Raw genomic sequence first — 24,655 nt, 5'->3', positions numbered from 1 at the left:
AACCGTGAGGGCCGCAGCCGCACAGCGCCGAATCTGCCAATCTCCCGACAAAGGGACAGCGCGCGACGCGCGCCGCTCGCTTCTTGAAATAATAACTTTACAAAAATTCGTAATTATGTGAAGTAACGCAACTGAAAGGCCATCCATGACATCGCACCGCTTTGCCACCCGTCTGAATTCCTTTGCCTCGCGGCCCGAGGCAGAATGGCCCGGCCTTGCCGGCAAGCCGTCGCTGATGCAGATGGCGGCGCGCGCAGCCAAGGTCGAAGGACTCACCGACCTCGACCTCAACTTTCCCGACCATGTCGGTGAAAAGCCAACAGAAATTGCCCGGAAACTGGGCGATATCGGGCTTTCCATCAATGGCTTCGCCATGCGCTACTACTCCAATCCGGCTTTCAAGCTCGGCGCCTTCACCAATCCGGACCCGGCGGTGCGCCGCGAAGCCATCGACCTGACAAAGGCCGGTATCGACGCAGCGCGTGAAGCCGGCGCCAGCCTGATGACGCTGTGGCTCGGGCAGGATGGCTTCGATTATGCCTTCCAGGCCGACTATGCGACGCTCTGGCAACACGAAATCGATGGAATTCGTGAAGTTGCGGCGCATGATCCCGGTTGTCAGATCAGTCTGGAATACAAGCCGAACGAGCCGCGCTCTTACTCGCTGATGCCGGACGCTGCGACGACCTTGCTGGCGATCCGCGATGTCGGCCTGCCCAATCTCGGCGTCACGCTCGACTTCGCCCATGTGCTCTATGCCGACGAACAGCCGGCCTTCGCAGCCGCGCTCATTGCCCGCCACAGCAAGTTGCTCGGCGTCCATCTCAACGACGGCTACGCCAAGCGTGACGACGGCCTCATGGTCGGTGCTGTGCACACGTTGCAGACGATCGAATTGCTTCGTCAGATCCATCGGGATGGCTACGCCGGCGCCATCTATTTCGACACATTCCCCGACATGACCGGGCTCGATCCCGTGCGTGAGTGCGAGGTCAACATCGCCACCGTCATGCGCATGCTCGGCGTCGTCGAGCGCCTCGAGAAGGACAACCGCCTGTCCGCTGCCGTCGCAAGCCAGGATGCCGTCACCTCGCAGGCCATCGTCCAGGAAGCCATGCTTGGGCGCGACACGCCCGGAGTCACCTGAAGCGCCCGGCGTCGCCATACGCCGTTTTTCACCAAGGGAGGAATGACCATGAAACTTCTGCTTGCCGCCGCCACCGCTGCCCTGATGGCTTTGTCCAGCGGCTCGGCCTTTGCCGCCGACCTTGCGCCGCTCAACTCCGATACCGAGAAGGACCGCATCGACTGGTCGCAGCTGGAAGCAAAGTTCGGCGCGTTCCCCAAATTGCCCGACGGCACCAAGGCCGGCGCCGTCTCCAAGACGCTGACCAACGAATACTGGCGCTCGCTGGGCGAGGGCTACAAGGCATTCGGCGACCGCGTCGGCGTGCCGGTCGTCTATCAGGCGGCGCAAAGCGAGGGCGACCAGCTCGGACAGCTAACCATCGCCGAGGGCTTGGTGACGCAGGGCTACAATGTGCTGCTCGTCTCGCCGCAGACCGACTCCAATCTGCAGCCGATCATGGAACAGGCCAAGGCAGCCAATGTGCCGGTCGTCAACGTCAATGACGCCGTCATCCCGCAGGCCGAGCACTATGTCGGCAATGTCCAGCGCGACAATGGCGTGCGCGTCGCCAAATGGTTCATCAAGAACCGGCCGAATGGTGGCAAGGTCGCCATCGTCGAGGGCCAGGCCGGCGTCTATGCCGCTGTCCAGCGCACCGACGGCTTCAAGACCACCATCACCGAAGGAGGCAAGTTCGAGGTCGTCGCCAGCGTGCCCGGCAACTGGGACCGCCAGACCTCCTATGATGCGGCCACCAACATCCTGCAGCAGCACCCCGACCTGATCGGCTTCTACGCCAACAATGACGGCATGGCGCTGGGCATCGTCGAGGCGATCAAGGCGGCCGGCCTGCAGGACAAGGTCGCCGTGTTCGGCACCGACGGCATCTCCGACGCCTATGCCTCGATCCGCGCCGGCGAATTGACCGGCACTGTCGACAGCTTCCCGGTGCTGACCGGCGAGGTGGCGCTGGAAACGGCGCTGCGTCTCGTCGCCGGGCAGAAGCTGCCGCGCGTCGTCGCCACGCCGCAGGCGCTGATCACCAAGGACAATGCCGACCGCTATTCCGGCCCCGATGCACGCAAGGCATTGCTCGAGGACGCGGCCGTCGGCCAGTAGCACAAAAGACAGGGCGAGGCGGCGGGTGTCGGCAGAGCATTTTCGCTCGGCTGAGACTTGCCCGGAGAATGGTACCTATGTCACCCCGGCTGCAATTCGCAGGTATCTCCAAGCTGTTTCCTGCCGTGCGGGCCCTCGACGACGTGTCCTTCTCGGTCGGCGCCGGCGAGATCCATGGCCTGCTTGGCGAGAACGGCGCCGGCAAGTCGACGCTGCTGCGCGTCCTGTCGGGGGTCTACCGGCCGACAGCGGGAAGCGTCCTGATCGACGGCCAGCCAGTGACGCTGAACAACCCGGTCGCGGCGCGCGCCGCCGGTGTCGCCATGATCCATCAGGAACTGCAGCAGGTGCCGCGCCTCAGCGTCGCCCAGAACATGTTTCTCGGCCATCCGCTGACCCGTGGCGGCATCTTTGTCGCCAGAGGCGAGCAGGAACGCCGCGCCGCTGAAGCCCTTGCCGCCCTCGACCCATTTATCGATCCGGCAGCCCCGCTCGGCAGCCTGAAGGTGGCGCAGCGGCAGATTGTCGAGATCGCCCGCGCGCTGCTCGATCGCGCCAGGATCGTCGCCATGGACGAGCCGACATCGAGCCTGACGCCGAGCGAATTCGAGCGCCTGGCCGAGGTCATCGTCGGCCTTGCCCGCGACGGCGTCGCGGTCGTCTATGTCTCGCACAAGCTGGACGAGGTGTTCGGCATCTGCAAGCGCGCCACCATCATGCGCGATGGTGCCGTGGTCGATTCCGTTGATCTCGCGCAGGTGTCGGAAAAATCCGTCGTCGCCATGATGGTCGGCCGCGAGCTTGCCCAGGAACAGCACCGTTCTCATGCCACCGGCGATGTCAGGCTCATCGTGCGCGGGCTCGCCTCGGCGACCAAGGTGCACGACGTGTCCTTGAACCTCAATCGCGGCGAGGTGCTGGGCATTGCCGGCCTGGTCGGCTCGGGCCGCACCGAGTTGCTGCGGCTCTTGGCCGGCGCCGACCGTGCGTCGTCCGGTACCATCGAGATCGACGGCAAGGCGGTCAGGTTTTCCGGCCCGCGCGACGCCATCGCCGCCGGCATCGGCCTGGTGCCGGAGGAGCGCAAGCGCGAAGGCATCGTGCCGTTGCGCTCCATCACTAGCAACATGGCGTTGGCCTCGATGGGCGTGTTCGCGCCGCGCAGCGTCATCGATCATCGCCGCCTGAAGCGGGTGGCCGCCGAGAAGATGAAGCGGGTCAATCTCAGGCCGTTCCTGCTCGACGGGCCGATCCGCCTGTTCAGTGGCGGCAACCAGCAAAAGGCGATCATCGGCCGCTGGCTCGCGGCAGGGACCCGCATCCTTCTGTTCGACGAGCCGACGCGCGGCATCGATGTCGGCGCCAAGGCGGAGATCTACCACCTGATCGAAGAGCTCGCCGCCGAGGGCCATTCGGTTGTTGTCGTGTCTTCCGAACTGCCCGAGGTGATCCGGCTTGCCGACCGCGTGCTGGTCATGCGCGACGGCACGGTCGCTGCCGAGCTCGACCGCGCAAGTCTCAGCGAACAGGCGATCGCGGCGCATGCCATACCACAAACGCAAATGCAGGCCGGCAAAACCGGACCGCAGGCAAGGCAGTAGATGACGGACATATCGGAAAATACAGCAACGCGGCCCAAGGCGGATTTCCTGCACCGGTTTTCCATGCGCGACGCGGGCACGCTGATCGGCCTGATCGTCATCCTCGCCGTCTTCGGCGCGCTGGTGCCGGGCTTCTTCGCCGAGCGCAATTTGATCAACATCCTGCAGCAGTCGAGCATCAACGCTTGCCTGGCGCTGGGCATGACGCTGGTCATCATCTCCGGCGGCATCGACCTGTCCGTCGGGCCGACAGCTGCACTTTCGGCGGTCATCTCGGCCTCGATGCTGGTCGCGGGCGTGCCGTTTCCGCTCGCCATCGCCTCGAGCTTTGCCATCGGCCTTGCCTGCGGCGTGCTCAACGGCGTGCTCGTCGCCCATGTCGGGCTGCAACCCTTCATCGTCACGCTGGGAACGCTCAGCACCTACCGGGCGCTGGCGCTGATCTACACCGGCGGCAATCCGGTACTTGGCCTGCCGGCCGGCTTCCGCGCCATCTTCAACGGCTCGCTGTTCGGCCTGCCGCTGGCGGTCGTCATCGTCGCCGTCGTCGCGCTGGTCGCCTGGATCATCCTCAAGAAGACGCCTTTCGGCGAATATCTGCTCGCCGTCGGCGGCAATGAGGAGGCCGCCTACATCGCCGGCGTACCGATCGCCCGCACCAAGATCGCCGCCTACATGATATCGGGACTTCTGGCGGCCCTTGCCGCGCAGATCCTGATCGGCCGGCTGGGTGCCGCCGAGCCCATCCTTGGCAATCTCTGGGAGCTTGACGCGATTGCCGCGGCCGCTATCGGAGGCGCCTCGCTGATGGGCGGCAAGGGCAGCGTCATCGGAACCATTCTGGGCGCCGTCATCCTAGGCGCCATGCGCAACGGCCTGACGCTGATGAACGTCCAGTCCTTCTATCAGCTGCTTGCAACTGGCCTTATAATCCTCGCCGCGATGCTTATCGATCGCGTGACGAGGGGACGTGGATGACCTTGAGCAGCCTGGATCTGAAAGCCGTAGGACCGCGCATCCGCATGATGATGCCGCATCTGACCCCACTGGAGGCGAAGGTGGTGGAGACCGTCTTCGGCCGGCGCGGCTTCGACGACACCATTCCGCTGAAGCAGATCGCCGAGGAGGCCGGCGTCTCGGAGGCGATGGTGGTCAAGATCGCCAAGAAGCTCGGCTTTTCCGGCTATCGCGACTTCCGCACCGCCGTCTACGAGTACAGCCGCCTGCCGACCGCCGAGATGCATCAGGAACTGTCGGCCGACGACAGCTCGGCCGAGATCGTGCAAAAGGTGTTCCGCACCTCGATCCAGGCGCTGGAGGAGACGCTGGCCATCCTCGACATGGAGGATTTCGACCGCGCCGCCGATCTGCTCTACAGGGCGAAGAACCGCGACTTCTACGGTGTCGGCGGTTCGGCTCAGATCGCCCGCGACGTGTCGCACAAATTCCTGCGCATCGGAATCCGCGCCTCGGTCTACGACGACTCCCACATGATGCTGATGTCGGCCTCGCTGCTCGGCGCCGACGACGTCGCCGTCGGCTTCTCGCATTCCGGCAACACGTCAGCCGTCATCGACGCCATCCAGCTTGCCAGGAAGAGCGGCGCCCGCACTTTAGCCATCACCAATTACGACAACTCCCCGCTGGCCCAGATTGCCGACATCGTGCTGTGCTCGACGGCGCAGGGCTCGCCGCTGATGGGCGAGAACGCGGCCGCGCGCATTGCCCAACTCAACATCCTCGACGCGCTGTTCGTCGCGGTCGCGCAGCGCGACTACCAGGCGGCGGAGCGCAATCTCGGCCGCACCATGTCGGCAGTGACGTCGAAACGAAAAGACCGGGGCACATGACGCCGTCGACAACGCCGCTGGTCACCGTCTTCGGCAGCCTCCATTACGACATCATGGTCGATGCGCCCGACCGCCCGCGCAAGGGTGAGACGGTGACGGGCCATGCCTGGCACCCCAAATGTGGTGGCAAGGGCGGCAACCAGGCGGTGTCGGCGGCGCGGGCCGGCGTGCGTGCGGCGATGATCGGCGCCGTCGGGGACGATGATTTCGGCAGGGCGCTACTCACCAATCTCGACCGCAACGGTGTGAACCGCCGCTTCGTGCGGATCGAACCCGGCGCCGGCTCCGGCATGAGTGTCGCGATCTTTGACGCGAGCGGCGACTATGGCGCGGTGATCGTCTCGGGCAGCAATCTCACTCTGGGCGAACAGGACATCGCCGCCGCCCGCACAACGATCGCCGAAACCTCGGTGCTGTTGTTACAGAACGAGGTGCCGGAAGCCGCCAACATCGCCGCCGCCTGCGCCGTGAAGTCATCCGGCGGCTGTATCGTTCTTAACGCCGCCCCGGCTCGCGAACTGTCGGGCGAATTGATCGCGCTTGTAGACATCGTCATCGTCAACGCCATCGAGGCAGAGTTCCTGGCCGGCGTGCCGGTCGTCGACACGCTGCAAGGCGCCGTCGAAGCGGCGCGCCGCCTGGTAGATGCCTACCCGGCCGCGATCGTCACAGCCGGTGGGGATGGGGTCGCCTATTGCGACCAAACGGGTGAGGCCCTCGCGCTGGCGGGCATTCCGGTGAAGGTCGTCAGCACCCATGGCGCCGGCGACGAGTTCGTTGGAGCGTTTGCGACCGCACTTGCTCGTAGCGAGCCGGTCGAGGCGGCACTTGCCGCCGCCAACGCCGCCGCAGCTAGGCTGGTGGCGACGCCGGAAGGGGAGCGGTGAGGGGCGAGATGGTACGTGAAATCAGGGATTTGATTGAGTTTTTCAGGCCACATGTTCGCGAAGCTGAGACACTCGATAGGCTGCGCAAGATGGTCGACAACCGCGGTTCCTGGTCGAAGGCGTATCACCTATTCGGTCACATCCGGCATAAGACGCTGCGTGCAGAGAGGGCCAAGGACAATCAAGCCATTGCGCAGTACATGTTCGAGGAGGCATGCGCAAAAGCTCTCTTCAATCTCACACGCGGTGCGGCACCGTTCGATGCTGACTCGCCATACTGGGTGGTGCCGAATGCTCTGGTCTGCGCACGCAGCCTTGGGCTCGATCAGATGGAGGTGGTGAATATCGTCACCGCCGGCGATTGACGGCCCGAAGCGTCATTGGCCGCGGACGCCCAGACCCTACCGATCGATCATCGACATCGTCCGCTCGCCGTAGCGCGGGCCTGCGACCTTGCCTGGTGCCAGCGCCACGTCGAGTGCCAGCATTTCGGTGGCATCGAGTTCGATCGCGGCCGCCGCGACGTTTTCCTCCAGATAGTGTCGCCGCTTGGTGCCGGGGATCGGCACGATGTCGATGTCGAAATCATTACCCTTGTGCAGCAGCCAGGCCAAAGCGATCTGCCCGGGCTTGACCCCTTTGACACCGGCGATGTCGCGCACGGTTGAGGCCGCCGCGACATTGGCGTCATAATTGGCGCCCTGGTAGCGCGGGTCGCCGCGCCGGAAATCGCCTTCCGGATAGTCTTCGGCGCGTTTGACGTCGCCGGCGAGGAAGCCGCGGCCGAGCGGCGCGAACGGCACCAGGCCGATGCCGAGTTCCTTGAGCAGCGGCATGATCTCCGGCTCCAGATTGCGCTCCCATAGCGAATATTCGCTCTGCACCGCCGACACCGGATGCACGGCGTGCGCGCGGCTTATGTTGGCCGCACCTGCTTCCGACAGGCCGAAGAAGCGCACCTTGCCCTCGGCGACAAGCTGGCCGACCGCACCGGCCACGTCCTCCATCGGCACATCCGGATCGACGCGGTGCTGGTAGAGCAGGTCGATATGGTCGGTGGCGAGCCGGCCGAGCGAGCCTTCCACCGCCTCGCGTATATGTTCGGGCCGGCTGTCGCGGTCGGTGCCGACCTGCTTGCCGTTCTCGATGCGGAAGCCGAATTTGGTGGCGATCGTCACATCGGCGCGCCGGCCCTTCAGCGCCCGGCCGAGCAATTCCTCATTGATGTAGGGGCCGTACACTTCCGCCGTATCGAGGAAGGTGCAGCCGAGCTCGATGGCACGGTGCAGCGTCGCGATCGACTCCGCCTCGTCGGCCGGCCCGTAGGACTGGCTCATGCCCATGCAGCCGAGGCCGATCGCCGATACCTGCAGCCCCTGGCTGCCGAGTTTGTGTGTGCCGAGGGTCATCTGCCTATCTCCGGAGAAAAGTATCTCGGTGAAACTATAGGGGCCGCCTGCCTTGCGTCCAGCCGGCCGAGGGCGAGGCGAGGGGGAGATCGCGCGTCGCCGCCTCGCAAATTGACTCAATCGACGCTCTCCGCCATCCTTAAGGCAGGTCGCCCATGGCGGCCATGTGTGAAGAGTGAGCCGATGGCCAGTCCTGTCACTGCCCAGAAATCCAAGCGCGCCGCGGTGCGCAAGGCGCTTGATCGCCACAAGGTCTATGTCACCGCGCAGAGCTTCTCCGGCGGCGCCTATCAGGCGCGCGTGCTGGTCGACGGCGAAGCCTATTGGGTCGATGAGTTCCGGCTGAGCCAGCTGCAGCGGGGCTTGTCACCTGCCGAGCTCGAACTGACGCCGGCCACCGACGATTGAGCCGCGTGATCCCTTCGTCATCCCAGGGCGGAGCAGGAGCGAAGCGACGTCGCGCAGACCCTGGGATCCATGCCGTGACGTGGATCAAAGAATGCGAGCGGATCAGAAGTAGCGCTCTGTCGCGCCCCCCTCTGTCCTGCCGGACATCTCCCCCACAAGGGGGGAGATCGGCAGTTCCGGCGCTCCGCTCCTTGCAACGTTACCGATTGGCGAAATCGGCGGTGACATCCAATCTCCCCCCTTGTGGGGGAGATGTCCGGCAGGACAGAGGGGGGCGCGAAGGAATGAGGCGATTGTTCCCGTCTGCCGCGCGCCTCGGTTTCTGACATGCCAGCCCCTTCCAAACTCAAAGCCTATCGCGCCAAGCGCGAATTCACCAAAACGCCGGAGCCGGCGGGCGGGCTGCTTGCCGATGAGGGCAACCGCTTCGTCGTCCACAAGCACCACGCCACCGCCGACCATTACGATCTGCGCTTGCAGGTTGGCGACGTGCTGAAGAGCTGGGCGGTGCCGCGCGGTCCTTCGCTCAACCCGGCCGACAAGCGCCTGGCGATCGAGACCGAGGACCATCCGCTCGAATATATCGACTTCGAGGGCGTCATCCCCGAAGGCGAATATGGCGGCGGGCCGATGATCGTCTGGGACACGGGCACCTGGGCGCCGATGGACGATGTCGAGAAGAGTTTTCGCACCGGCGCCTTCAAGTTCCGCCTCGCCGGCGACAAGCTGAATGGCGGCTGGATGCTGACCAGGCTGAAGCCCAAGCCCGGCGAGGACGAGGGCAAGAAGAACTGGCTGCTGTTCAAGGAGCGCGACCTCGCCGCCGACACCAGGCTCGACATTCTCAGCGAGCGGCCGGAAAGCGTGAAATCCGGCCGCCGCATCGAGGAGCTGGTGGCGCCGCCGAAGCCTGCGGCAAAACCTGCCAAACCGCTTGTACTGGAGGCCGGCGCGCTGCCCGGCGCCGTGCAAGGCCCGGCACCCACCCGCATCGAGCCGCAACTGGCGACGCAGATGGCAAAACCGCCAGGCAGCGACGATCCCGCCGAACGCACCGGCGAGACCTGGCTGCACGAGATCAAGTTCGATGGCTACCGCACCGCGGCGCATCTGGCGGACGGGCAGGTCAGGCTGATCACCCGCGGCGGCATCGACTGGACGAAGCGCTATGGCGACCTGCCGCACGCTTTCGCCAAACTGCCGTGTCACGATGCCATCATCGACGGCGAGATTGTCGTGCTCGACGCCAAAGGCATCAGCCGTTTCGCCCTGCTGCAGGATGCGCTGGCCGAAGGCGCCGGCAACAAGCTGCATTTCTATGCCTTCGACCTGCTTTATCTGGACGGCTGGGATCTGAGGAAAGCGCCGCTCATCAGGCGCAAGGCGCTGCTTGCGCAACTGCTCGCCGGCCTCGGCGCCAACTCCGCCATCCAGTTTTCCGACCATGTCGAAGGCGGCGGGCAGGGGCTTTACGACCAGGTGACGGAGCTGGGATTGGAAGGCGTCGTCTCCAAGCGCGCCAGCGCCAGCTATCAGAGCGGCCGCACCAAGAGCTGGACCAAGGTCAAGGCGCTACAAAAGGACGATTTCATCATTGCCGGCTATACCACCTCCGATGCTGCCGAAGGGCTGGCCGCTCTGGGCATGGCCGAATTCGAGGACGGCGAGTTGCACTATCGCGGCAAGGTCGGCACCGGCTTCGATGCCGAGACGGCACGAGAATTGCTCGCCCGGCTGGAGCCGCTCACCGCAGGCGCCACGCCGCCGGAGGGCGTGCCGCGCGAGATCATGCGCGAGATGAACTGGGTGCGGCCGCTGCTGTCGGCCCGCATCCACTATGCCAACCGCACCGCCGACAATGCGTTGCGCCACGGTGTTTTCCGTGGCCTCAGGGATGTCGGCCTGTCGACGCCGGTCTCGGCCAAGCGTAAACGCCTGATTTCGGAGGCCGACCTCGCCACCATCTGGGTCACCAATCCCGAGCGGCGGCTGTTCGGCAAGACCGGGCCGACCAAGCTCGACATCGCCGTCTACTACGCGCTGGTCGGCGACTTCATGCTGCCGCACATCATCGGCCGCCCGGTATCACTGGTGCGCTGCCCGACCGGCCTGCCAAAGGACTGTTTCTTCCAGCGCCACGCCTTCACCGGCATGCCGCCTTCGGTGGCTGTCTTCGAGTCGATCAATTCCGAGGGCGAGACCAAAACCTACCTGTCCGTGGAGGATGCAAAAGGCTATCTGGCGCTCGCCCAGTTCGGCGTCGTCGAGTTCCACACCTGGGGCACGCACCGCACGAAACTCGACAAGCCCGACCAGATCGTCTTCGACCTCGACCCGGGCGAGGGGATTGCCTGGCGCGAGGTGGTGGAGGCAGCCGTGCACATCAAGGGCGGATTGGAGGCGCTGGGACTGGTGCCCTTCGCCAAGACGTCCGGCGGCAGCGGCATCCACATCACCGTGCCGGTGACGCAGAAGCAGAACTGGAAGAAACTGCACCAGGCGACCAGCGCCATCTCCACCCATCTGGCCGCCACCGCGCCCGACACCTTCACCACCACCATGGGCAAGGAAAACCGCAAGCGCCGCATCTTCATCGACTACCATCGCAACGCCCGCGGCCATACCTCGGCCGCGCCCTATTCGCTGCGCGCCCGCACCAATCTGCCGGCCTCGACCCCGGTGAGCTGGACGGATCTGGAGTCGATCGATGCGCCGCAGGATTTGAACTATGCATCGCTGCCAGGGTTGCTGGCGACGTCGGGCGATCCCTGGGCCGAGATCGATGAGTTTGCGCGGGATTTGCCGGTGTTTGAGGGAAAGTAGCTCAGGAGCGTCAGCGCAACCTCAACGCGTTATCATCCTAGAGCGTTGCAAGGAACGAAGCGACGCGGCACCCTCCCGGTGGCTGAAGAATGCAACGGACCTGAATGGTCGCTCCATGGGCATTGAGTCCCCTAAGGTCGCGATAACCGTTGGGTGCGAGAAATTGTGAATTGTGGGTGCGAGCGGTCTTGCGTCGCCTCAAGAAGTTGCCGACCCGTCCATCGTGCGGCATTGTGCGGCGACATGGCCAAGAAATCTACTTTCGAATACGATGTCGCCCTGTCGTTCGCCGGCGAGGACAGGGCAGTGGCTGAGGCTGTAGCGACAATCGTCAGACACCACTCTGTGCGGGTGTTTTACGACGAATTTGAGGTCGTTTCACTTTGGGGGAAGGACCTCTATCAGCACCTCAGCGAAATCTATCAATCCAAGGCACGATTTTGTGTGATCTTGTCATCCAAGCACTATGCCGACAAGCTCTGGACGAAGCATGAGCTAAAACAAGCGCAAGCGCGTGCGTTCAAACAAAACCAAGAATACATTCTTCCTGTTAGATTGGACGACACAAGCCTTCCTGGGATCAGTCAGACGATTGGCTACTTGGATCACAGGAAGGTAGGCGACGAGGGTGTTGCCGCTCTGCTGCCTAAGAAGCTTGGGATCAAAGAGCCCTCACTGCCTGAATCGCTCTCAACTCAACCGGAGTTTGTAGAGTATCAAGGCCAACGCATGCACCGTGCTCATCCTGCACAAATCGTCCTTGCTCAAACACAGCCGCATACACTGATAACGCAGGCGCTACCTAGAATACGTTATGGCAGCGAGCCTTGGATTATAGAAGACGGAATAACCCCTAAGCAGCACTGTCATGATTGTGGTGTTCTTGTGGGACAGTACCATACTCACGGATGCGATGTTGAGGTCTGCAGTCTCTGCAATGGGCAAGCAATTTCTTGTGGCTGCGTCCACAGGCCAATTACGACCGAACAACTTGCTCGATGGGAAGACGGTGAGGAAGACGTCTATTTTTGGGTCAGACTTCTCGGTGGCGGGACACGCGTCGCCTCTCCGGTCGTCATCCTCGGGCCTGATCCGAGGAGGAGGGGTGCCATCGACGCTTCCTACAATTTGAATTATTCTCCATCGTCAGCCCCATCCGTCGGCAACCCAACCCGCGCTAAAACATTTCGCTAGGGATTTGCCGGTATCTTGAGGCTCGATGTAGGAGTTCCGCAGCCTCCTTCGTCCTTCGGACGAAGCGCTGCAAAAAGTTTGTCAGTGCATGGCCGCGTAGGAGTGTTTCATGGCGCCCAGGGCAAGTTGGAAAGGTTACCTCAAGCTCAGTCTGGTCAGCTGTCCGGTGCGGCTATACCCCGCCACCAGCGCGAGCGAACGCATCAGCTTCAACCAGCTGCATAAGAAGACCCACAACCGCATCAACATGAAGCCGGTCGACCCCGAGCTCGGCCTGGTCGAGCGCTCGGACCTGGTCAAGGGCTACGAATACGAGGACAAGCAGTATATCATCATCGATGATACCGACCTCGACGCGGTCAGGATCGAATCCAACCACACGATGAACATCGAGGCCTTCGTCGACGAGGACGAGGTGGATGTCATCTACCAGGACGCGCCCTATTATCTGGCGCCGGACGGCGCCATGGCGGAAGAGACCTTCGCCGTGCTGCGCGAAGCCATGCGCAAATCCGGCAAGCTGGCGATCGCCCGCCTGGTGCTGTCCAGCCGCGAGCGCGTGGTGACCATCGGCGCGCGCGAGAACGGTATGTTCGTCTGCACCTTGAGGAACCCGAACGAAGTGCGTGGAACGGCTGAATATTTCGGCAACATCCCGGCCGGCAAGCCGGATGCCGAAATGCTGCAGCTCGCCGAAGCGCTGATCAAGCAGAAGGAAACCACCTTCGATCCGAAGAACTACGAGGACCGCTACGAGATCGCGCTGATGGCGATGATCCGCGAGAAGCTGAAGGGCCACAAGCCGATCATCGCGGCGGCCCCCGAGCGCGGCAACGTTATCAACCTCATGGATGCGCTGAAGGCCAGCCTGTCGCAGCAGGCCAAGCCGCCGGCCAAGTCGAAGAGCAAGGCGGACGAGGCCGAAAAGCCTGCCGCCAAGGCCAAGGCAGGCGCTGCCAAGGAAAACCCGTTGAAGGCCAACCTTCTGAAGGCCGTCGGCAAGAGCAAAGGGTGACGGCGGCCACCGGTATAGTTCCACCCGGCGCCGTCTTCGGCGTCGTCGGCGCGCTGGCGGCGTTTCCGCTCAGGCTCGCCGCGCGCGAGGTCGAGCGCCGGCAGGGCCAGTTGCGGCGCGGCGTCACCCGGCGCACGACCCATGTCGTGTTCGGCCGCGCGCTGCTCGCCAAGGCAGCGATCACCAAGAACGGCGACGCCCAGATCGAGCGCCGCGTCCTGGCCGAGCGCGCCGCCGACCGCGCGCTCGCCAGCGAAAACGGTTTTTTGCGCCTGCTCGGCCTGATGAAAGCGCCGGAGGCGTCCGCACTTTCAAGGCAGTCGCTCCTCGACCAGTCTCGGCTAGGCGCCACCGATCTCGACCTGCTCTCGCTCTTCGATGCCTTCGAGCACGATAGCGAGCCCTATTCCTTCCGCGACCTCATCCTCGCCCGCAAATATGCCGGGCTGATATCGGGTGGCGCGTCCTGGGGCGCGATCGCGCGCTCGGTGCACCGCTCCGGCCCGGTCGCTTCGCTTACCGCCAAGTCGCTCAATGTCGGCTCGCAGCACGGGCGCCCGGATGCGATCTATCTCGAGGATGGCCAAAGCGAGCTCGACGGCCAGCTGCTGTTCGATCTCGGGTCCCCTGACGATGACACGCTTGAGGAGCTGTTCGCGGAGGCCGAAGCGGCGGAGGAGGACGGCCGTCACGACGATGCGACGGCCCTCTACCAGCGTTGCCTCGCCATCGATCCGACCGACGCCATCGCCGCCTTCAATCGCGCCAACTGCCTGCGCGGCGCCAGCCGCACGGCGGAAGCAGCACACGACTATGCCCGCGCCATAAAACTCGACCCAGCCTTCGTCGAGGCCTGGTTCAACCTTGCGGGGCTTATGAGCGACGAGGGCCGCGTGGCCTCGGCCCGCCGGCATCTGCAAAAGGCCATCGCGCTCGACAAGACCTATGCCGATCCGGTGTTCAACCTGGCCCGGCTGGAATTCGATGCCGGCAATTTGCTAGAGGCGCGCCGCAACTGGGCGCGCTACCTCGAACTCGACGCCAGTTCCGAATGGGCGCGTATGGCGACCAAGGGGATCCAGTTCGTGGATTTGCAGCTGGCACGGACGGCGGGGTGACGATGGTTGGCGAAGGCCGAGATGACGGCCAATCTCCCCCCTTGTGGGGGAGATGTCCGGCAGGACAGAGGGGGGCGCTGTCCCGCCGACCGATCGGCTCGTTTCAGAGCGTATTGTTCCGGGGAGATTTGACCGAAGGCCCGCGTTCCTTCGCGCCCCCCTCTGCCCTGCCGGGCATCTCCCCCACGAGGGGGGAGATCGGCGCCGTCACCGTCGCGCGAAGGGCCACCCCATGACCTATTTCCTCTTCGACGGCGACGACAACGCCCCTGTCACCATCCTGCTTGCGCATGGCGCCGGCGCGTCGATGGACTCAACCTCGATGACCGCCACGGCCAAGGCACTGGCAGCGGCCGGCTTCCAGGTTGCGCGCTTCGAATTCCACTATATGGCCGCCCGCCGCTATGGCCACCGCAAGCCGCCGCCGCGCGCCGAGACGGTGAACCCGGAATACATCAAGGCGATCGCCGACCTCAGGGCAAAGGGCGTGGGCGGCCCGCTGATCATCGGCGGCAAGTCGATGGGCGGGCGCGTCGCTTCGATGGTCGCCGACGAGATGTTTGCCAAGGGCGAGATTTCGGGCCTCGTCTGCCTTGGTTACCCCTTCCATCCACCCGCCAAGCCGACGCAGTTGCGGACAAAGCATCTTGCGGAGCTGAAGACGCCGACGCTGATCTTCCAGGGCACGCGCGACGAGTTCGGTACGCCGGACGAGGTCGCGACCTACGATCTCTCCGACCGCATCGAAATGGTCTGGCTGGAGGACGGCGATCATGACCTTAAGCCGCGCAAGAGTATCTCCGGCTTTTCCGCCGCCGATCATCTGAAGACACTGGCCGAGGCGGTCAAGGTGTGGACGGGCAGGATCACCGCCTGACGCCGCCCGATGAAGATCGCCAGCTTCAACATCAACAACGTCAACAGCCGGCTGGATAACCTGCTGGCCTGGCTCGCCGCAGCAAAGCCCGACATCGTCTGCCTGCAGGAGCTGAAAGCGCGCGACACGCAGTTTCCGCGCTCGGCGCTTGCCGCGGCCGGCTATGGCGCGGTGTGGAAGGGCGAGCCGACCTGGAACGGCGTCGCCATTCTCGCGCGCGGTTCCGAACCGGTGCTGACCCGCGATGTCCTGCCCGGCGACGAGGCCGACAAGCAGAGCCGCTACATCGAGGCGGCGGTCAGCGGCATCGTCATCGCCTGCCTCTATGCGCCGAACGGCAACCCGCAGCCCGGCCCGAAATTCCAGTACAAGCTCGCCTGGCACGAAAGGCTGGAGGCGCATGCCGAGCAGCTGTTCGACACCGGCCTGCCGGTGGCGCTGGTCGGCGACTACAACATCGTGCCCGAACCGCGCGACATCTACCCGACCCGCTCCTATGACGACAACGCGCTGGTGCAGCCGGAGAGCCGGGCGTCGTTCCAGCGGCTGCTCGACCAGGGCTGGCTCGACGCGCTGCGCAAGAAGCATCCGAAGGAAACGCTCTACACATTCTGGGATTATCGCCGCAACCGCTGGCCGCGCGACGCGGGGCTCAGGCTGGATCACATCCTCCTGTCGAAGAAGCTCGCCAACAAGCTCACCGCCGCCGGCATCGACCGCGCCGTGCGCGGGCAGGACGGCGCCAGCGACCACGCGCCGGTGTGGGTGGAGTTGCGGTGAGGGAGACGCCTTCCCCTTCTCCCCTTGTGGGAGAAGGTGGATCGGCGCGCAGCGCCGAGACGGATGAGGGGTACTGGAAGAAATGAGGCGTCAGCGATCAAGCCACCGATGCGGCATTCTGGCTCGGTTGGAGACAGAAGTATTCGCCAAGCTGGAGCACCCCTCATCCGACCGAGCTTCGCTCGGCCACCTTCTCCCACAACAAGGGGAGAAGGGGAGGCGCTATCTGTCCAGCGGCCACATCCCAAGTTAGGTTGCGGGCAAAGCACCACCACGGATCGCAACGATGCCTAGCCTATTCGCCAAATCCGACACGTCCCCGCCGAGAGGTGCCGGGCTTGCCTGACATCGGCCTGACCGCAATCCTCGTCACCTCTTGCGTTATCCTCACCGCCGCCGCGCTGCTTGCCGTGCTGCTGCGGCAGGCGCGTGAGCGCAAGATCGCCCGACGCCGGGCCAATCCCGCCGGCGACTATGCGGTGCGCACGCGCTGGGCCCCCAGCACCACCAGCACGCTCAACTTCTCGTCCTTCGTCTATATGGACGTCGACGGAGACGGCAAATACGGCCTTGCCGACCGGCCAATGGCCGGTATCATGGTGCGGCTGTTCGACGAACGGGGCGCCTTCGTCAAGGCGGCGCGCAGCAACAATGGCGGCTTCGCCAACTTCACCATGTCGACGAAGCGGCGCCGGACCGCGCTCCGCGTGCCCGGCCTCTACCGGTTTTCGGTCTCCGTGCCGCCGGGCTGGCGCGCCAGCGGTGCCAACGAGAACCAGTCGATACGCTTGCACGCCGCGCCCGAATCCCTGGTCGGCCTCGCCGGCGATAGCCTTCCGACGCCGGTCGGCCTTGTACCCGGCCGCTACCTGGCGGGCAGGATGCCGGCGGCAGCGCAAGCGACGCTTTCGGTGATGGGCAAGGGCGAGGTTCTCGAAAGCCGGACACTGGCTCCAAGCTCGTCGTTTCGCGTCGATCTCGCCAGCCGGGCAGATGCGGTGGAGATCTCCGGCGACGGCCTCGACCGGCGGCTGGCGCTGTCGTCCTATCCGACCGATCTCGGTCTGCTGTCGCCCGGCTCCGTCGCGCCGGACGCACCGCTGCGGACGATCGGCTTCGACGACGTCACCAAGCGCAGCCTGCGCAAGGTCCCCTGCGGCCACGCCGGGCTCGACTGGCGCAATCTCAACGCCATGTCGCGTGACAACACGAAGAACAGCGAGGGCTACGTCAACGGCAACGTTTCCGGCGATCACTTCGCCTACACCAGCAGCGGCCATCCGGCCGAATTCGGCCGCGATCGCCCCTTCGGCTTTCATTCGGTGATGCTGACCGCCGCATGGCTGGCCTGCGAGGGCGAGATTGCGCTGGTCGAAAGCTGGCTAGGGGAGGAATTGCTGCGCAGCGACGAGATAGTCCTGTCGGCACTGACGCCGTGCCACTATGCCCCAATGCTCAAGGCCGTAACACGAGTTCGCCTGTCGACCAGACACCATTGGCAGCTTGTCGTGGATGACCTGGTTCTGGTCTTCTGAGATCAATCAGAGTGTTGGGTTCGAGAGCGCGCCGTTGGCCGTGATCGCCGAAAGCCTGTCCTTCTTGACAAGCGTCGGCTTCTCATAGGTCTTTTTCATGCCTGACCTCTCCAAAATCTTGTGCCGGCAACATCGGCTTGCCGTCAATCGCGGAAGGGCGCCTGGCCCGCCGAGATTATTGCGGCGTGATGACAGGTCCGGAAGCGCCGTTGACGGCGGTGATCGCGGAAAGCCTGCCCTTCTTGAAAAGCGCCGGCTTCTCATAGGTCTTTTTCATGTCCAAGTCCTCCAAGGATCTTATGCAGTCAGGTTGCCATCTTCGCTCAATCAAGGATGCTGAAATCAGCCTGCGGGCCCGATGGGGCCGGAAGCGCCGTTGCCGGCCGTGATCGCGGAAAGCCTGCCTTTTTTGACAAGCACCGGCTTCTCGTAGGTCTTCTTCATGCCCAACGCTCCAAGATTCCCAGCCCGGCAATGTCGGGCTGCCGTCTTCCGTCAATCATGGGTGAGTGTCTGCCCGGCTGAGATCAGCCCGGCAGCACAACAGGACCGGAGGCGCCGTTGGCGGCGGTGATCGCGGAAAGCCTGCCCTTCTTGACAAGCACCGGCTTCTCATAGGTCTTCTTCATGATCGAACTCTCCAGAATATCCCGCGTGGATAATGTCAGACTCGTGTTTCCTGTCAACCATGCCGGCCGCTGTTGCCCTCTATTCTTGAAGAAGTCGGCATTTCTGCTCTCGACGCCCGTGCGGAGTGACGCGAAAGACACAGGCAGCAGCGCGTTGCGCATTCGGATATTCGCGCGTCGGCCGCATAGATCTGTGATTCCAAGGTCTTTCCCGAAAGCAGTAGGCCCGCAATGGCTCCCTGATGGAGACGTCCCCGATCTCGCAATTTCCGACACTTGGATAGGTTCAGCTTTTGATCGAATTGATTGAATCGCCGACCTGCTCTAACTATTTGTTTTTACGCAATTACGGACGGAAAACCGCCGCGCGCTTTTCCTGGAATTGCTCTAGCCTTCGCGACGAGCTCGGCTAGGATGTTGATATCGCTTTCTTCCCGCGGGGGAGACTGGCGCCGCTGCGGGGGGAACCGATGAACAGGTCTGTTGACAGGCTGCTGGCGTTTCTTGTGCTGGCCGTTGCCTTGGCCTGTCTGGCGCATCTGTACCTGCTGCCAGGCACTTTCGCCTTGAGCCGCCTGGCGCATCCGCTGGCGGATGCGGCGTCCCTGCGGCTCGTGGCATTCCTGGCGGCGGCGCTGGTCTGCGCGCTTGGTGCGCTGCTGTTCTGGCAAGGCCTGTTGCCGGGCTGGCCGGGCCGCCAGCGCGGCGCGCGACTGTTCGGCCGGGCGGCGGAAGTGCAGGTTTCGGGCAGGCCGCGCCTGCGCCTGGTTTTCCTTGCCCTGCCGATGCTCGCCGTGCTGGCACTGCTGGCCGACCAGTTCGGTCCATGGCGGACGGGCGGGGAGGTGCCCGCCGAGCCGAAGGGTCAGGATGTCGCCGATGCTCCGCCGCCGGCGCCGGCGGCCCCATCGCCCGTCACGCCGGCTCCGCCACCAGAGCAGGTCGTCAAGACACCGCCTCCAGCCGAGCCGGCGCCGGTCACGCCGCCAGCTCTTGCGCCGGCCCCGGAAGAACCGCCAAAGACGGCACTGGCACCTGCGCCGCCGCAGGCTGCCCCGCCGCCACAGACCGTGGCGCCCCCGCCACCATCCGCGCCGCCGCAACCCACCCAGCCCGACGGCCATCGCGATGCCGTGGTCTGGCTGGCGGTGTCGGCCGACGGGCATCAGATCATGAGCGCCAGCACCGACCGCATGATCAAGCTCTGGGACATCGACGGCAAGCGGCTGATCCGCGATCTCGGTGTCCACAAGGACATGGCGCGCACGGCGCTGTTCATGCCCGACGGCAAGCGGGCACTGACCGCGGGCGACGACGGCGAGATCGTGCTGCGCCAACTTTCGGATGGCGCGGTGCTGCACGTCTTTTCCTCAGGCACGAATGGTGGCGTCAGGAACCTGGCGATCAGCCCGGACGGCAGACTGGCCGTCAGCGGCCACGACACCGGCAGCGTCATCGTCTGGGATATCGACAAGGGCAGCGTGCTGCATGTGCTGCCGGGCCACGACTGGTCCGTCAGCGCCGTCTCGCCTGACGGCACGCGCGCCATCTCGGGCAGCATCGACGGCGAGTTGAAGCTCTGGGACATCGTTTCAGGCAAGCAGTTGCGCAGCTGGCACGGCCACGAGCAGGGCACCTATGGCGCCGTCTTCACCGCCGACGGCCACCATGCGGTGACCGGCAGCGGCGACTACACGATCAAGCTCTGGGATCTCGACACCTTCAAGGAAGTGCGCCGCTTCGAGGGCCATTCCGGCACCGTCTATGAAATCGCGCTTTCCTCCGACGGCAAGCGGCTTGCCTCGGTCTCGCTCGACGGAACGGCGCGGCTCTGGAACATGGACACCGGCGCCGAGATCGCCGAGTTCGATCCAGGCACCGGGCCGCTTTATTCGGTCGCCTTCGCCGCCGACGGCACGCTGCTCACCGGCGGCTACGACCGCGCCATCAGGGACTGGCCAGGGGCGGGCGGCGACGGCGTGGTGCTGTTCGCCGGCGCGCCGGAATAGCGGAGGTATCCACAACCGCGGATATTCCACATCAGCGCGGCTTGCGCTAATGATTGCTGGGGATCGCAAATGGGTTGGGGACCGTGAGCAACAACGACTGGCCGCTTGAAGCGGATACGACAGTTTTCAGTCCGACCGCGCCGCGTCGCCGAAGAATTGTTCCGATCGTCTTGCTTGTGCTGACTGCGGTCGTGCTGTTTTGGCCGGCTCGCAATTATTACGTTCAGTGGTCTGCCATAAGAAAGGTGCAGGCGGCATTCCTCGCCAAGGACTACATCGAGGCATACCGCCAGATGTCGCTGTTGGCGAAGATGGGCAATGCCGATGCACAAGGCCAGCTCGGCGCGCTGTACTGGCGCGGCCAGGGCGTGGCGCAAAATGACGGCCAAGCGGTGTATTGGTGGAAAAAATCCGCCGAGCGCGGCAATGCGGAAGCCATGGCCGCACTGGGTCAAGCCTACTTTATGGGCAGGGGAGTCGAAAAGGACAATCAGCTTGCCGAGAGTTTTTCACGAAAAGCCGCCGACAAAGGCAACATGAATGGGCAGTACCAGCTCGGCGTCTTGTACTGGCATGGCCAGGGTCTGGCGCAAAGTTATGAGCAGGCTCTCTATTGTTGGCGCAAGGCGGCTGATCAGGGGAGCGGGGAAGCCGAATATTCTCTCGGCCAAGCCTACTCCAACGGCCAAGGGGTCGAAAGAAACGATCAGCTGGCGTTGAAGTTTGCCAGGCAGTCAGCCGACAAGGGCAATGCGAATAGTCAGTACGTCGTCGGCGTCCTGTATGCGAAGGGCCAGGGTGTTACGCAAAGTTATGAGGAGGCCCTCTCCTGGTGGCGCAAGGCAGCCGATGGCGGGAGCGCCGAAGCCATCTTCTGCATCGGCCGTGCCTACTATCTCGGCCAAGGTCTCAAGAAGGACGATCAGCTCGCCGTGATGTGGACGCGAAGGGCGGCCGACAAGGGCGAGCCGAATGCCCAGGCTCTGCTGGGCACTCTCTATTCGCTTGGCCACGGCGTTGGTCAGGATGACCGCCTGGCATTCGAATTGTGGATGAAGGGCTGCAACTGCCGGTCTGGCCGATGCGCAATACGCGGTGGCGGCTGCTTATGGGCAGGGAAAAGGCGTCGCCACGGACGACGGCCAGACATTTGCGTGGATGAACAAGGCTGCCAATCAGGGCTATTTGTTCGCTCAGTCGAATCTGGGCGGATATTATTCGATGGGCCGAGGCGTCGCGAAGAGCGACGAGCAGGCGGTCTATTGGTGGCGCAAGGCCGCGGAAGCGGGGAATGCCGAAGCCGGTGCCAATCTGGCCCGGGCATATTCCCTTGGCGAAGGCGTCAGGCGGGACGATGCGTTGGCCGCGACTTGGGCACAAAAGGCGTCAGACGGCGGAAACGCCGACGCTCAATACCTGCTTGGCATCCTTTACAGCCAGGGTCACGGCCTCGCGCAGAACGATAATCTGGCCTTCCAATGGTGGATGAAGGCCGCCCTCAAAGGCCATGTGGTCGCGCAGTACAATGTCGGGGTCGTGTATCGGGACGGGCAGGGCGTCGGGAAGGACGAGGGGCGGGCATTCGATTGGCTGAGCAAGGCGGCCGACAAGGGCAACGACCTTGCGCAGTTCGCTCTCGGTGGACTGTATTGGGATGGTATGGGAGTGACGAAGGACGCCTTTCGGGCGGCAAGGCTCTGGCGCAAAGCCGCCGACCAGGGCAATGCCTTCGCACAGAAAGCGCTCGGCACAGCCTATTCCGAGGGTGTCGGCGTTCCGCAAAGCGGTGCGGATGCGGCGGCATGGTGGCTCAAGGCGGCGCGACAGGGAAATCGATGCCCAGCTCAGTCTGGCCTACGCCTCCGCCAACGGCGTGGGCATTGCAAGAGACGACAAGGCTGCCGAGTCCTGGTGGCTGGAAGCTGCAAAGGCGGGCAATGTCGATGCCGAGTTCAGCCTGGGCACGCTCTACTATCGCGGGATCGGCGGGAAGCCCAACTACAAGGAAGCCGCCAAATGGTTCTTGAAGGCGGCGGGGCACGGCAACGCCAGTGCCAAGACCTGGATTGAGCTGATGAAGGAAAACGGCCAGCTCGACAGCAAGATGTTGTGAGCTGAGTGCCCAAGCAACGCTGCGAAATCGGCGAAGCTTCCAAATCTCCCCCTTGCTGCGGAGATGCCCGGCCGGGCAGAGGTGAAGAAATGCCATCCGAGTAGTATCCGATGACCAACCTCCACCTCGTCGAAGCCTCAATCGCCGACCTGCGCCGTGCGCTGGAAGAGGGCACCGTCACCAGCGTCGAACTGGTTGGCGCCTATCTCCGGCGCATCGCCCAGTACGACCGCCATGGCATTGCCCTCAACGCCGTGCCCGTCCTCAACCCCAAAATGTTCGAGGAGGCGGCTGCCTCCGACCGCCGCCGCAGGGCTGGCGCGACCCGCGGGCCATTGGACGGCATCCCCTACACCGCCAAGGACAGCTACAAGGCGGAGGGACTGACTGTAGCCGCCGGCTCGCCGGCCTTCGAGCATCTCGTCGCCAGTGAGGACGCCTTCACCATCGCGCGCCTGCGCGCCGGCGGCGCTGTGCTGATCGGGCTGACCAACATGCCGCCGATGGCCAATGGCGGCATGCAGCGCGGCGTCTATGGCCGCGCCGAAAGCCCCTACAATGGCGACTACCTGACCGCCGCCTTCGCCTCCGGATCGTCCAACGGATCGGGGACGGCAACGGCCGCGAGCTTCGCTGCCTTCGGCCTCGGCGAGGAGACATGGTCGTCCGGCCGGGCGCCGGCCTCCAACAACGCGCTGGTCGCCTATACGCCGTCGCGCGGCGTCATTTCGGTGCGCGGCAACTGGCCCTTGGTGCCGACCATGGACGTGGTGGTGCCGCACACCCGCTCGGTGCCTGACATGCTGGAACTGCTCGACGTGATCGTCGCCGACGACGCGGAGACGCGCGGTGATTTCTGGCGCGCGCAGCCCTGGGTGGCGCTGCCGAAGTCCAGTGACGTGCGGCCGCAAAGCTACACCGCGCTCGAGCTGAAGGGCGCGCTGAGTGGCAAGCGGCTCGGCGTGCCACGCATGTATATTGGCCGCGATACGGAAGCCGCCAAGCCGATCGAAATCCGCGCCTCGGTGCTGGACCTGTGGCAGCAGGCGGCGCGCGATCTGGAGCGGCTCGGCGCAAAGATTGTCGAGGTCGATTTTCCCGTCGTCTCCAACTACGAGCGCGACCGCCCGGGTACGAAAACCATGGTCGAGCGCGGTCTGCTGCCGCAAGAGTTCGCCGAGCGCGAGATCTGGGATCTCTGCATCTTTGCCTGGGATGACTTTTTGCGCGCCAATGCCGATCCGGCCATTCCCGATCTTGTCTCGGTCGACGGCCCGAAGATCTTCCCGCAGCCGCCGGGGACGCTGCCGGATCGCTATGGCGAGGACGGTTTCGACCTGGCGGAGTATGTCGAGCGGGCGAAGCTGGGCGTGACGCCCTTCGCCGACATCCCGACGCTGGAAGCGGGCCTGAAAGGCCTGGAGGCGACGCGACGGATCGACTTCGAGGACTGGCTCGACGATCAAGGCCTCGACGCGGTGGTGCTACCGGCCGTGGCCGATGTCGGGCCGGCGGATGCCGATATCGACAAGGCCTCGGCAGCCCTTGCCTGGCGCAACGGCACCTGGGTCGCCAACGGCAATCTGGTCTGGCGTCACCTCGGCATTCCGACCGTCACAGTGCCGATGGGCACCATGGCCGATATCGGTATGCCGGTCGGCCTTACCTTCGCCGGCAAGGCTTATAGCGATGTGGAACTGCTTCGCATGGCCGGCGACTATGAGCGCTCAGCTGCCCGCCGCACAAGCCCGCCGCGCACGCCGGAATTGCCGGACGATGTGTTTTCCGCTGGTCGCGGCCGGGTGGGTGACTGGCAAGGCGAGCCGCTCAGCATTGCGCTTGCTGCCGAGAAGCGAGATTCCGGCGATCAGGACCAGATCGTTGTCACGCTCGACTTGCAGGTCGATGCAGACGAAGCATCAACGGCGAGCGTAACGCTTCACGTCAATGGCGAGCTCGTCGCGTGCGAGCGCATCGGCAGGCGCTTCACCGGGCGCGTGCTGGTTCCGGCGCGCGAGCACGCCGGGTTCCACAGCATCTGGCGGAGCGCCTACGGCTCCATCGTCACCGCGCTGGTGCGAGCTGAGGACGGCCGCACCGCCGGCGCTTATGCGGTGACCGGCGGGATCGGGTGAGGGGCGGAAGCTGCGATCTCCCCC

The 24,655-nt window shown here is 64.4% G+C and carries 23 protein-coding genes and 2 pseudogenes; 20 read left to right on the top strand and 5 right to left on the bottom strand.

Annotation, left to right across the window (positions count from 1 at the left end; translation table 11 throughout):
- The first annotated feature begins 145 nt into the window (after positions 1–145).
- From AC04SI_RS26025 to AC04SI_RS25995, 7 genes are all read left to right on the top strand, one after another.
- Entirely contained in the window at positions 146–1,147 is a 1,002-nt protein-coding gene (locus tag AC04SI_RS26025) for a sugar phosphate isomerase/epimerase family protein (protein WP_404281295.1), read from the top strand.
- Between the two features lie 48 nt (positions 1,148–1,195).
- Entirely contained in the window at positions 1,196–2,248 is a 1,053-nt protein-coding gene (locus AC04SI_RS26020; RefSeq protein WP_404281294.1) for a sugar ABC transporter substrate-binding protein, read from the top strand.
- Between the two features lie 77 nt (positions 2,249–2,325).
- Positions 2,326–3,849 (top strand): sugar ABC transporter ATP-binding protein, encoded by a 1,524-nt coding sequence (locus tag AC04SI_RS26015; protein WP_488475154.1) that lies wholly within the window; start codon positions 2,326–2,328, stop codon positions 3,847–3,849.
- The gene (locus AC04SI_RS26010) at positions 3,850–4,827 is read left to right on the top strand and encodes an ABC transporter permease (protein ID WP_404281292.1); all 978 of its coding nucleotides are present in this window, start codon (positions 3,850–3,852) and stop codon (positions 4,825–4,827) included.
- Positions 4,824–5,699: a MurR/RpiR family transcriptional regulator gene (locus tag AC04SI_RS26005; protein ID WP_404281291.1), complete on the top strand. Its 876-nt coding sequence runs from the start codon at positions 4,824–4,826 to the stop codon at positions 5,697–5,699. The genes AC04SI_RS26010 and AC04SI_RS26005 overlap by 4 nt, the downstream gene beginning before the upstream one ends.
- The gene (locus tag AC04SI_RS26000; protein WP_488475153.1) at positions 5,696–6,586 is read left to right on the top strand and encodes a ribokinase; all 891 of its coding nucleotides are present in this window, start codon (positions 5,696–5,698) and stop codon (positions 6,584–6,586) included. Before AC04SI_RS26005 ends, AC04SI_RS26000 begins: the two co-directional genes overlap by 4 nt.
- An 8-nt stretch (positions 6,587–6,594) precedes the next feature.
- On the top strand, positions 6,595–6,951 hold the full coding sequence (locus AC04SI_RS25995) for a hypothetical protein (RefSeq protein WP_404281290.1): 357 nt from the start codon (positions 6,595–6,597) through the stop codon (positions 6,949–6,951).
- 36 nt (positions 6,952–6,987) lie between these two features.
- Here AC04SI_RS25995 and AC04SI_RS25990 read toward each other — a convergent pair whose 3' ends face one another.
- The gene (locus tag AC04SI_RS25990) at positions 6,988–7,995 is read right to left on the bottom strand and encodes an aldo/keto reductase (RefSeq protein ID WP_404281289.1); all 1,008 of its coding nucleotides are present in this window, start codon (positions 7,993–7,995) and stop codon (positions 6,988–6,990) included.
- A gap of 183 nt (positions 7,996–8,178) precedes the next feature.
- On the opposite strand from AC04SI_RS25990, the gene AC04SI_RS25985 reads away from it, so the two are divergent.
- The 8 genes from AC04SI_RS25985 (at position 8,179) to AC04SI_RS25950 (ending at position 17,745) form a co-directional block, all read left to right on the top strand.
- Entirely contained in the window at positions 8,179–8,403 is a 225-nt protein-coding gene (locus AC04SI_RS25985; RefSeq protein WP_404281288.1) for a hypothetical protein, read from the top strand.
- A 327-nt stretch (positions 8,404–8,730) separates the two neighbouring features.
- Positions 8,731–11,226, top strand: a complete 2,496-nt coding sequence (ligD, locus tag AC04SI_RS25980) for a DNA ligase D (RefSeq protein ID WP_488475152.1) — start codon at positions 8,731–8,733, stop codon at positions 11,224–11,226.
- Positions 11,227–11,469: 243 nt separating this feature from the next.
- Positions 11,470–12,420, top strand: coding sequence for a toll/interleukin-1 receptor domain-containing protein (locus AC04SI_RS25975; RefSeq protein ID WP_488475151.1), 951 nt, complete (start codon positions 11,470–11,472; stop codon positions 12,418–12,420).
- Positions 12,421–12,529: 109 nt separating this feature from the next.
- Positions 12,530–13,435 (top strand): non-homologous end joining protein Ku, encoded by a 906-nt coding sequence (ku, locus tag AC04SI_RS25970; protein WP_404281285.1) that lies wholly within the window; start codon positions 12,530–12,532, stop codon positions 13,433–13,435.
- A 14-nt stretch (positions 13,436–13,449) separates the two neighbouring features.
- Entirely contained in the window at positions 13,450–14,553 is a 1,104-nt protein-coding gene (locus AC04SI_RS25965) for a tetratricopeptide repeat protein (protein ID WP_404281380.1), read from the top strand.
- Between the two features lie 232 nt (positions 14,554–14,785).
- Entirely contained in the window at positions 14,786–15,430 is a 645-nt protein-coding gene (locus AC04SI_RS25960) for an alpha/beta hydrolase family protein (protein ID WP_488475150.1), read from the top strand.
- A 9-nt stretch (positions 15,431–15,439) separates the two neighbouring features.
- Positions 15,440–16,210 (top strand): exodeoxyribonuclease III, encoded by a 771-nt coding sequence (locus AC04SI_RS25955; RefSeq protein WP_404281283.1) that lies wholly within the window; start codon positions 15,440–15,442, stop codon positions 16,208–16,210.
- A gap of 338 nt (positions 16,211–16,548) precedes the next feature.
- Positions 16,549–17,745: a hypothetical protein gene (locus tag AC04SI_RS25950; RefSeq protein ID WP_404281282.1), complete on the top strand. Its 1,197-nt coding sequence runs from the start codon at positions 16,549–16,551 to the stop codon at positions 17,743–17,745.
- Positions 17,746–17,751: 6 nt separating this feature from the next.
- Here AC04SI_RS25950 and AC04SI_RS25945 read toward each other — a convergent pair whose 3' ends face one another.
- From AC04SI_RS25945 to AC04SI_RS25930, 4 genes are all read right to left on the bottom strand, one after another.
- Complete coding sequence (locus tag AC04SI_RS25945; protein WP_404281281.1) at positions 17,752–17,844, bottom strand: putative RiPP precursor; 93 nt, start codon at positions 17,842–17,844, stop codon at positions 17,752–17,754.
- Positions 17,845–17,920: 76 nt separating this feature from the next.
- Positions 17,921–18,022 (bottom strand): putative RiPP precursor, encoded by a 102-nt coding sequence (locus AC04SI_RS25940; protein ID WP_404281280.1) that lies wholly within the window; start codon positions 18,020–18,022, stop codon positions 17,921–17,923.
- A gap of 65 nt (positions 18,023–18,087) precedes the next feature.
- A complete protein-coding gene (locus AC04SI_RS25935; protein WP_404281279.1) occupies positions 18,088–18,189 on the bottom strand; it encodes a lasso RiPP family leader peptide-containing protein in 102 nt (33 codons plus the stop codon).
- Positions 18,190–18,272: 83 nt separating this feature from the next.
- Complete coding sequence (locus tag AC04SI_RS25930) at positions 18,273–18,374, bottom strand: lasso RiPP family leader peptide-containing protein (RefSeq protein ID WP_192181609.1); 102 nt, start codon at positions 18,372–18,374, stop codon at positions 18,273–18,275.
- Between the two features lie 470 nt (positions 18,375–18,844).
- On the opposite strand from AC04SI_RS25930, the gene AC04SI_RS25925 reads away from it, so the two are divergent.
- From AC04SI_RS25925 to AC04SI_RS25905, 5 genes and pseudogenes are all read left to right on the top strand, one after another.
- Positions 18,845–20,383, top strand: coding sequence for a WD40 repeat domain-containing protein (locus AC04SI_RS25925; protein ID WP_488475149.1), 1,539 nt, complete (start codon positions 18,845–18,847; stop codon positions 20,381–20,383).
- Between the two features lie 293 nt (positions 20,384–20,676).
- Positions 20,677–21,429 (top strand): annotated as a pseudogene (locus AC04SI_RS25920) (tetratricopeptide repeat protein); the annotation flags it as partial.
- Positions 21,430–21,478: 49 nt separating this feature from the next.
- Positions 21,479–22,168: pseudogene (locus AC04SI_RS25915) on the top strand (tetratricopeptide repeat protein); the annotation flags it as partial.
- Complete coding sequence (locus AC04SI_RS25910) at positions 22,107–22,496, top strand: tetratricopeptide repeat protein (protein WP_488475148.1); 390 nt, start codon at positions 22,107–22,109, stop codon at positions 22,494–22,496. The pseudogene AC04SI_RS25915 and the gene AC04SI_RS25910, both read left to right, overlap by 62 nt.
- A 110-nt stretch (positions 22,497–22,606) precedes the next feature.
- Positions 22,607–24,631, top strand: a complete 2,025-nt coding sequence (locus AC04SI_RS25905) for an amidase (RefSeq protein WP_404281276.1) — start codon at positions 22,607–22,609, stop codon at positions 24,629–24,631.
- Positions 24,632–24,655 lie beyond the last annotated feature (24 nt).

The sequence above is a fragment of the Mesorhizobium sp. CNPSo 4689 genome (assembly GCF_057784325.1).
This window is presented reverse-complemented; position numbering and strand designations above follow the sequence as displayed.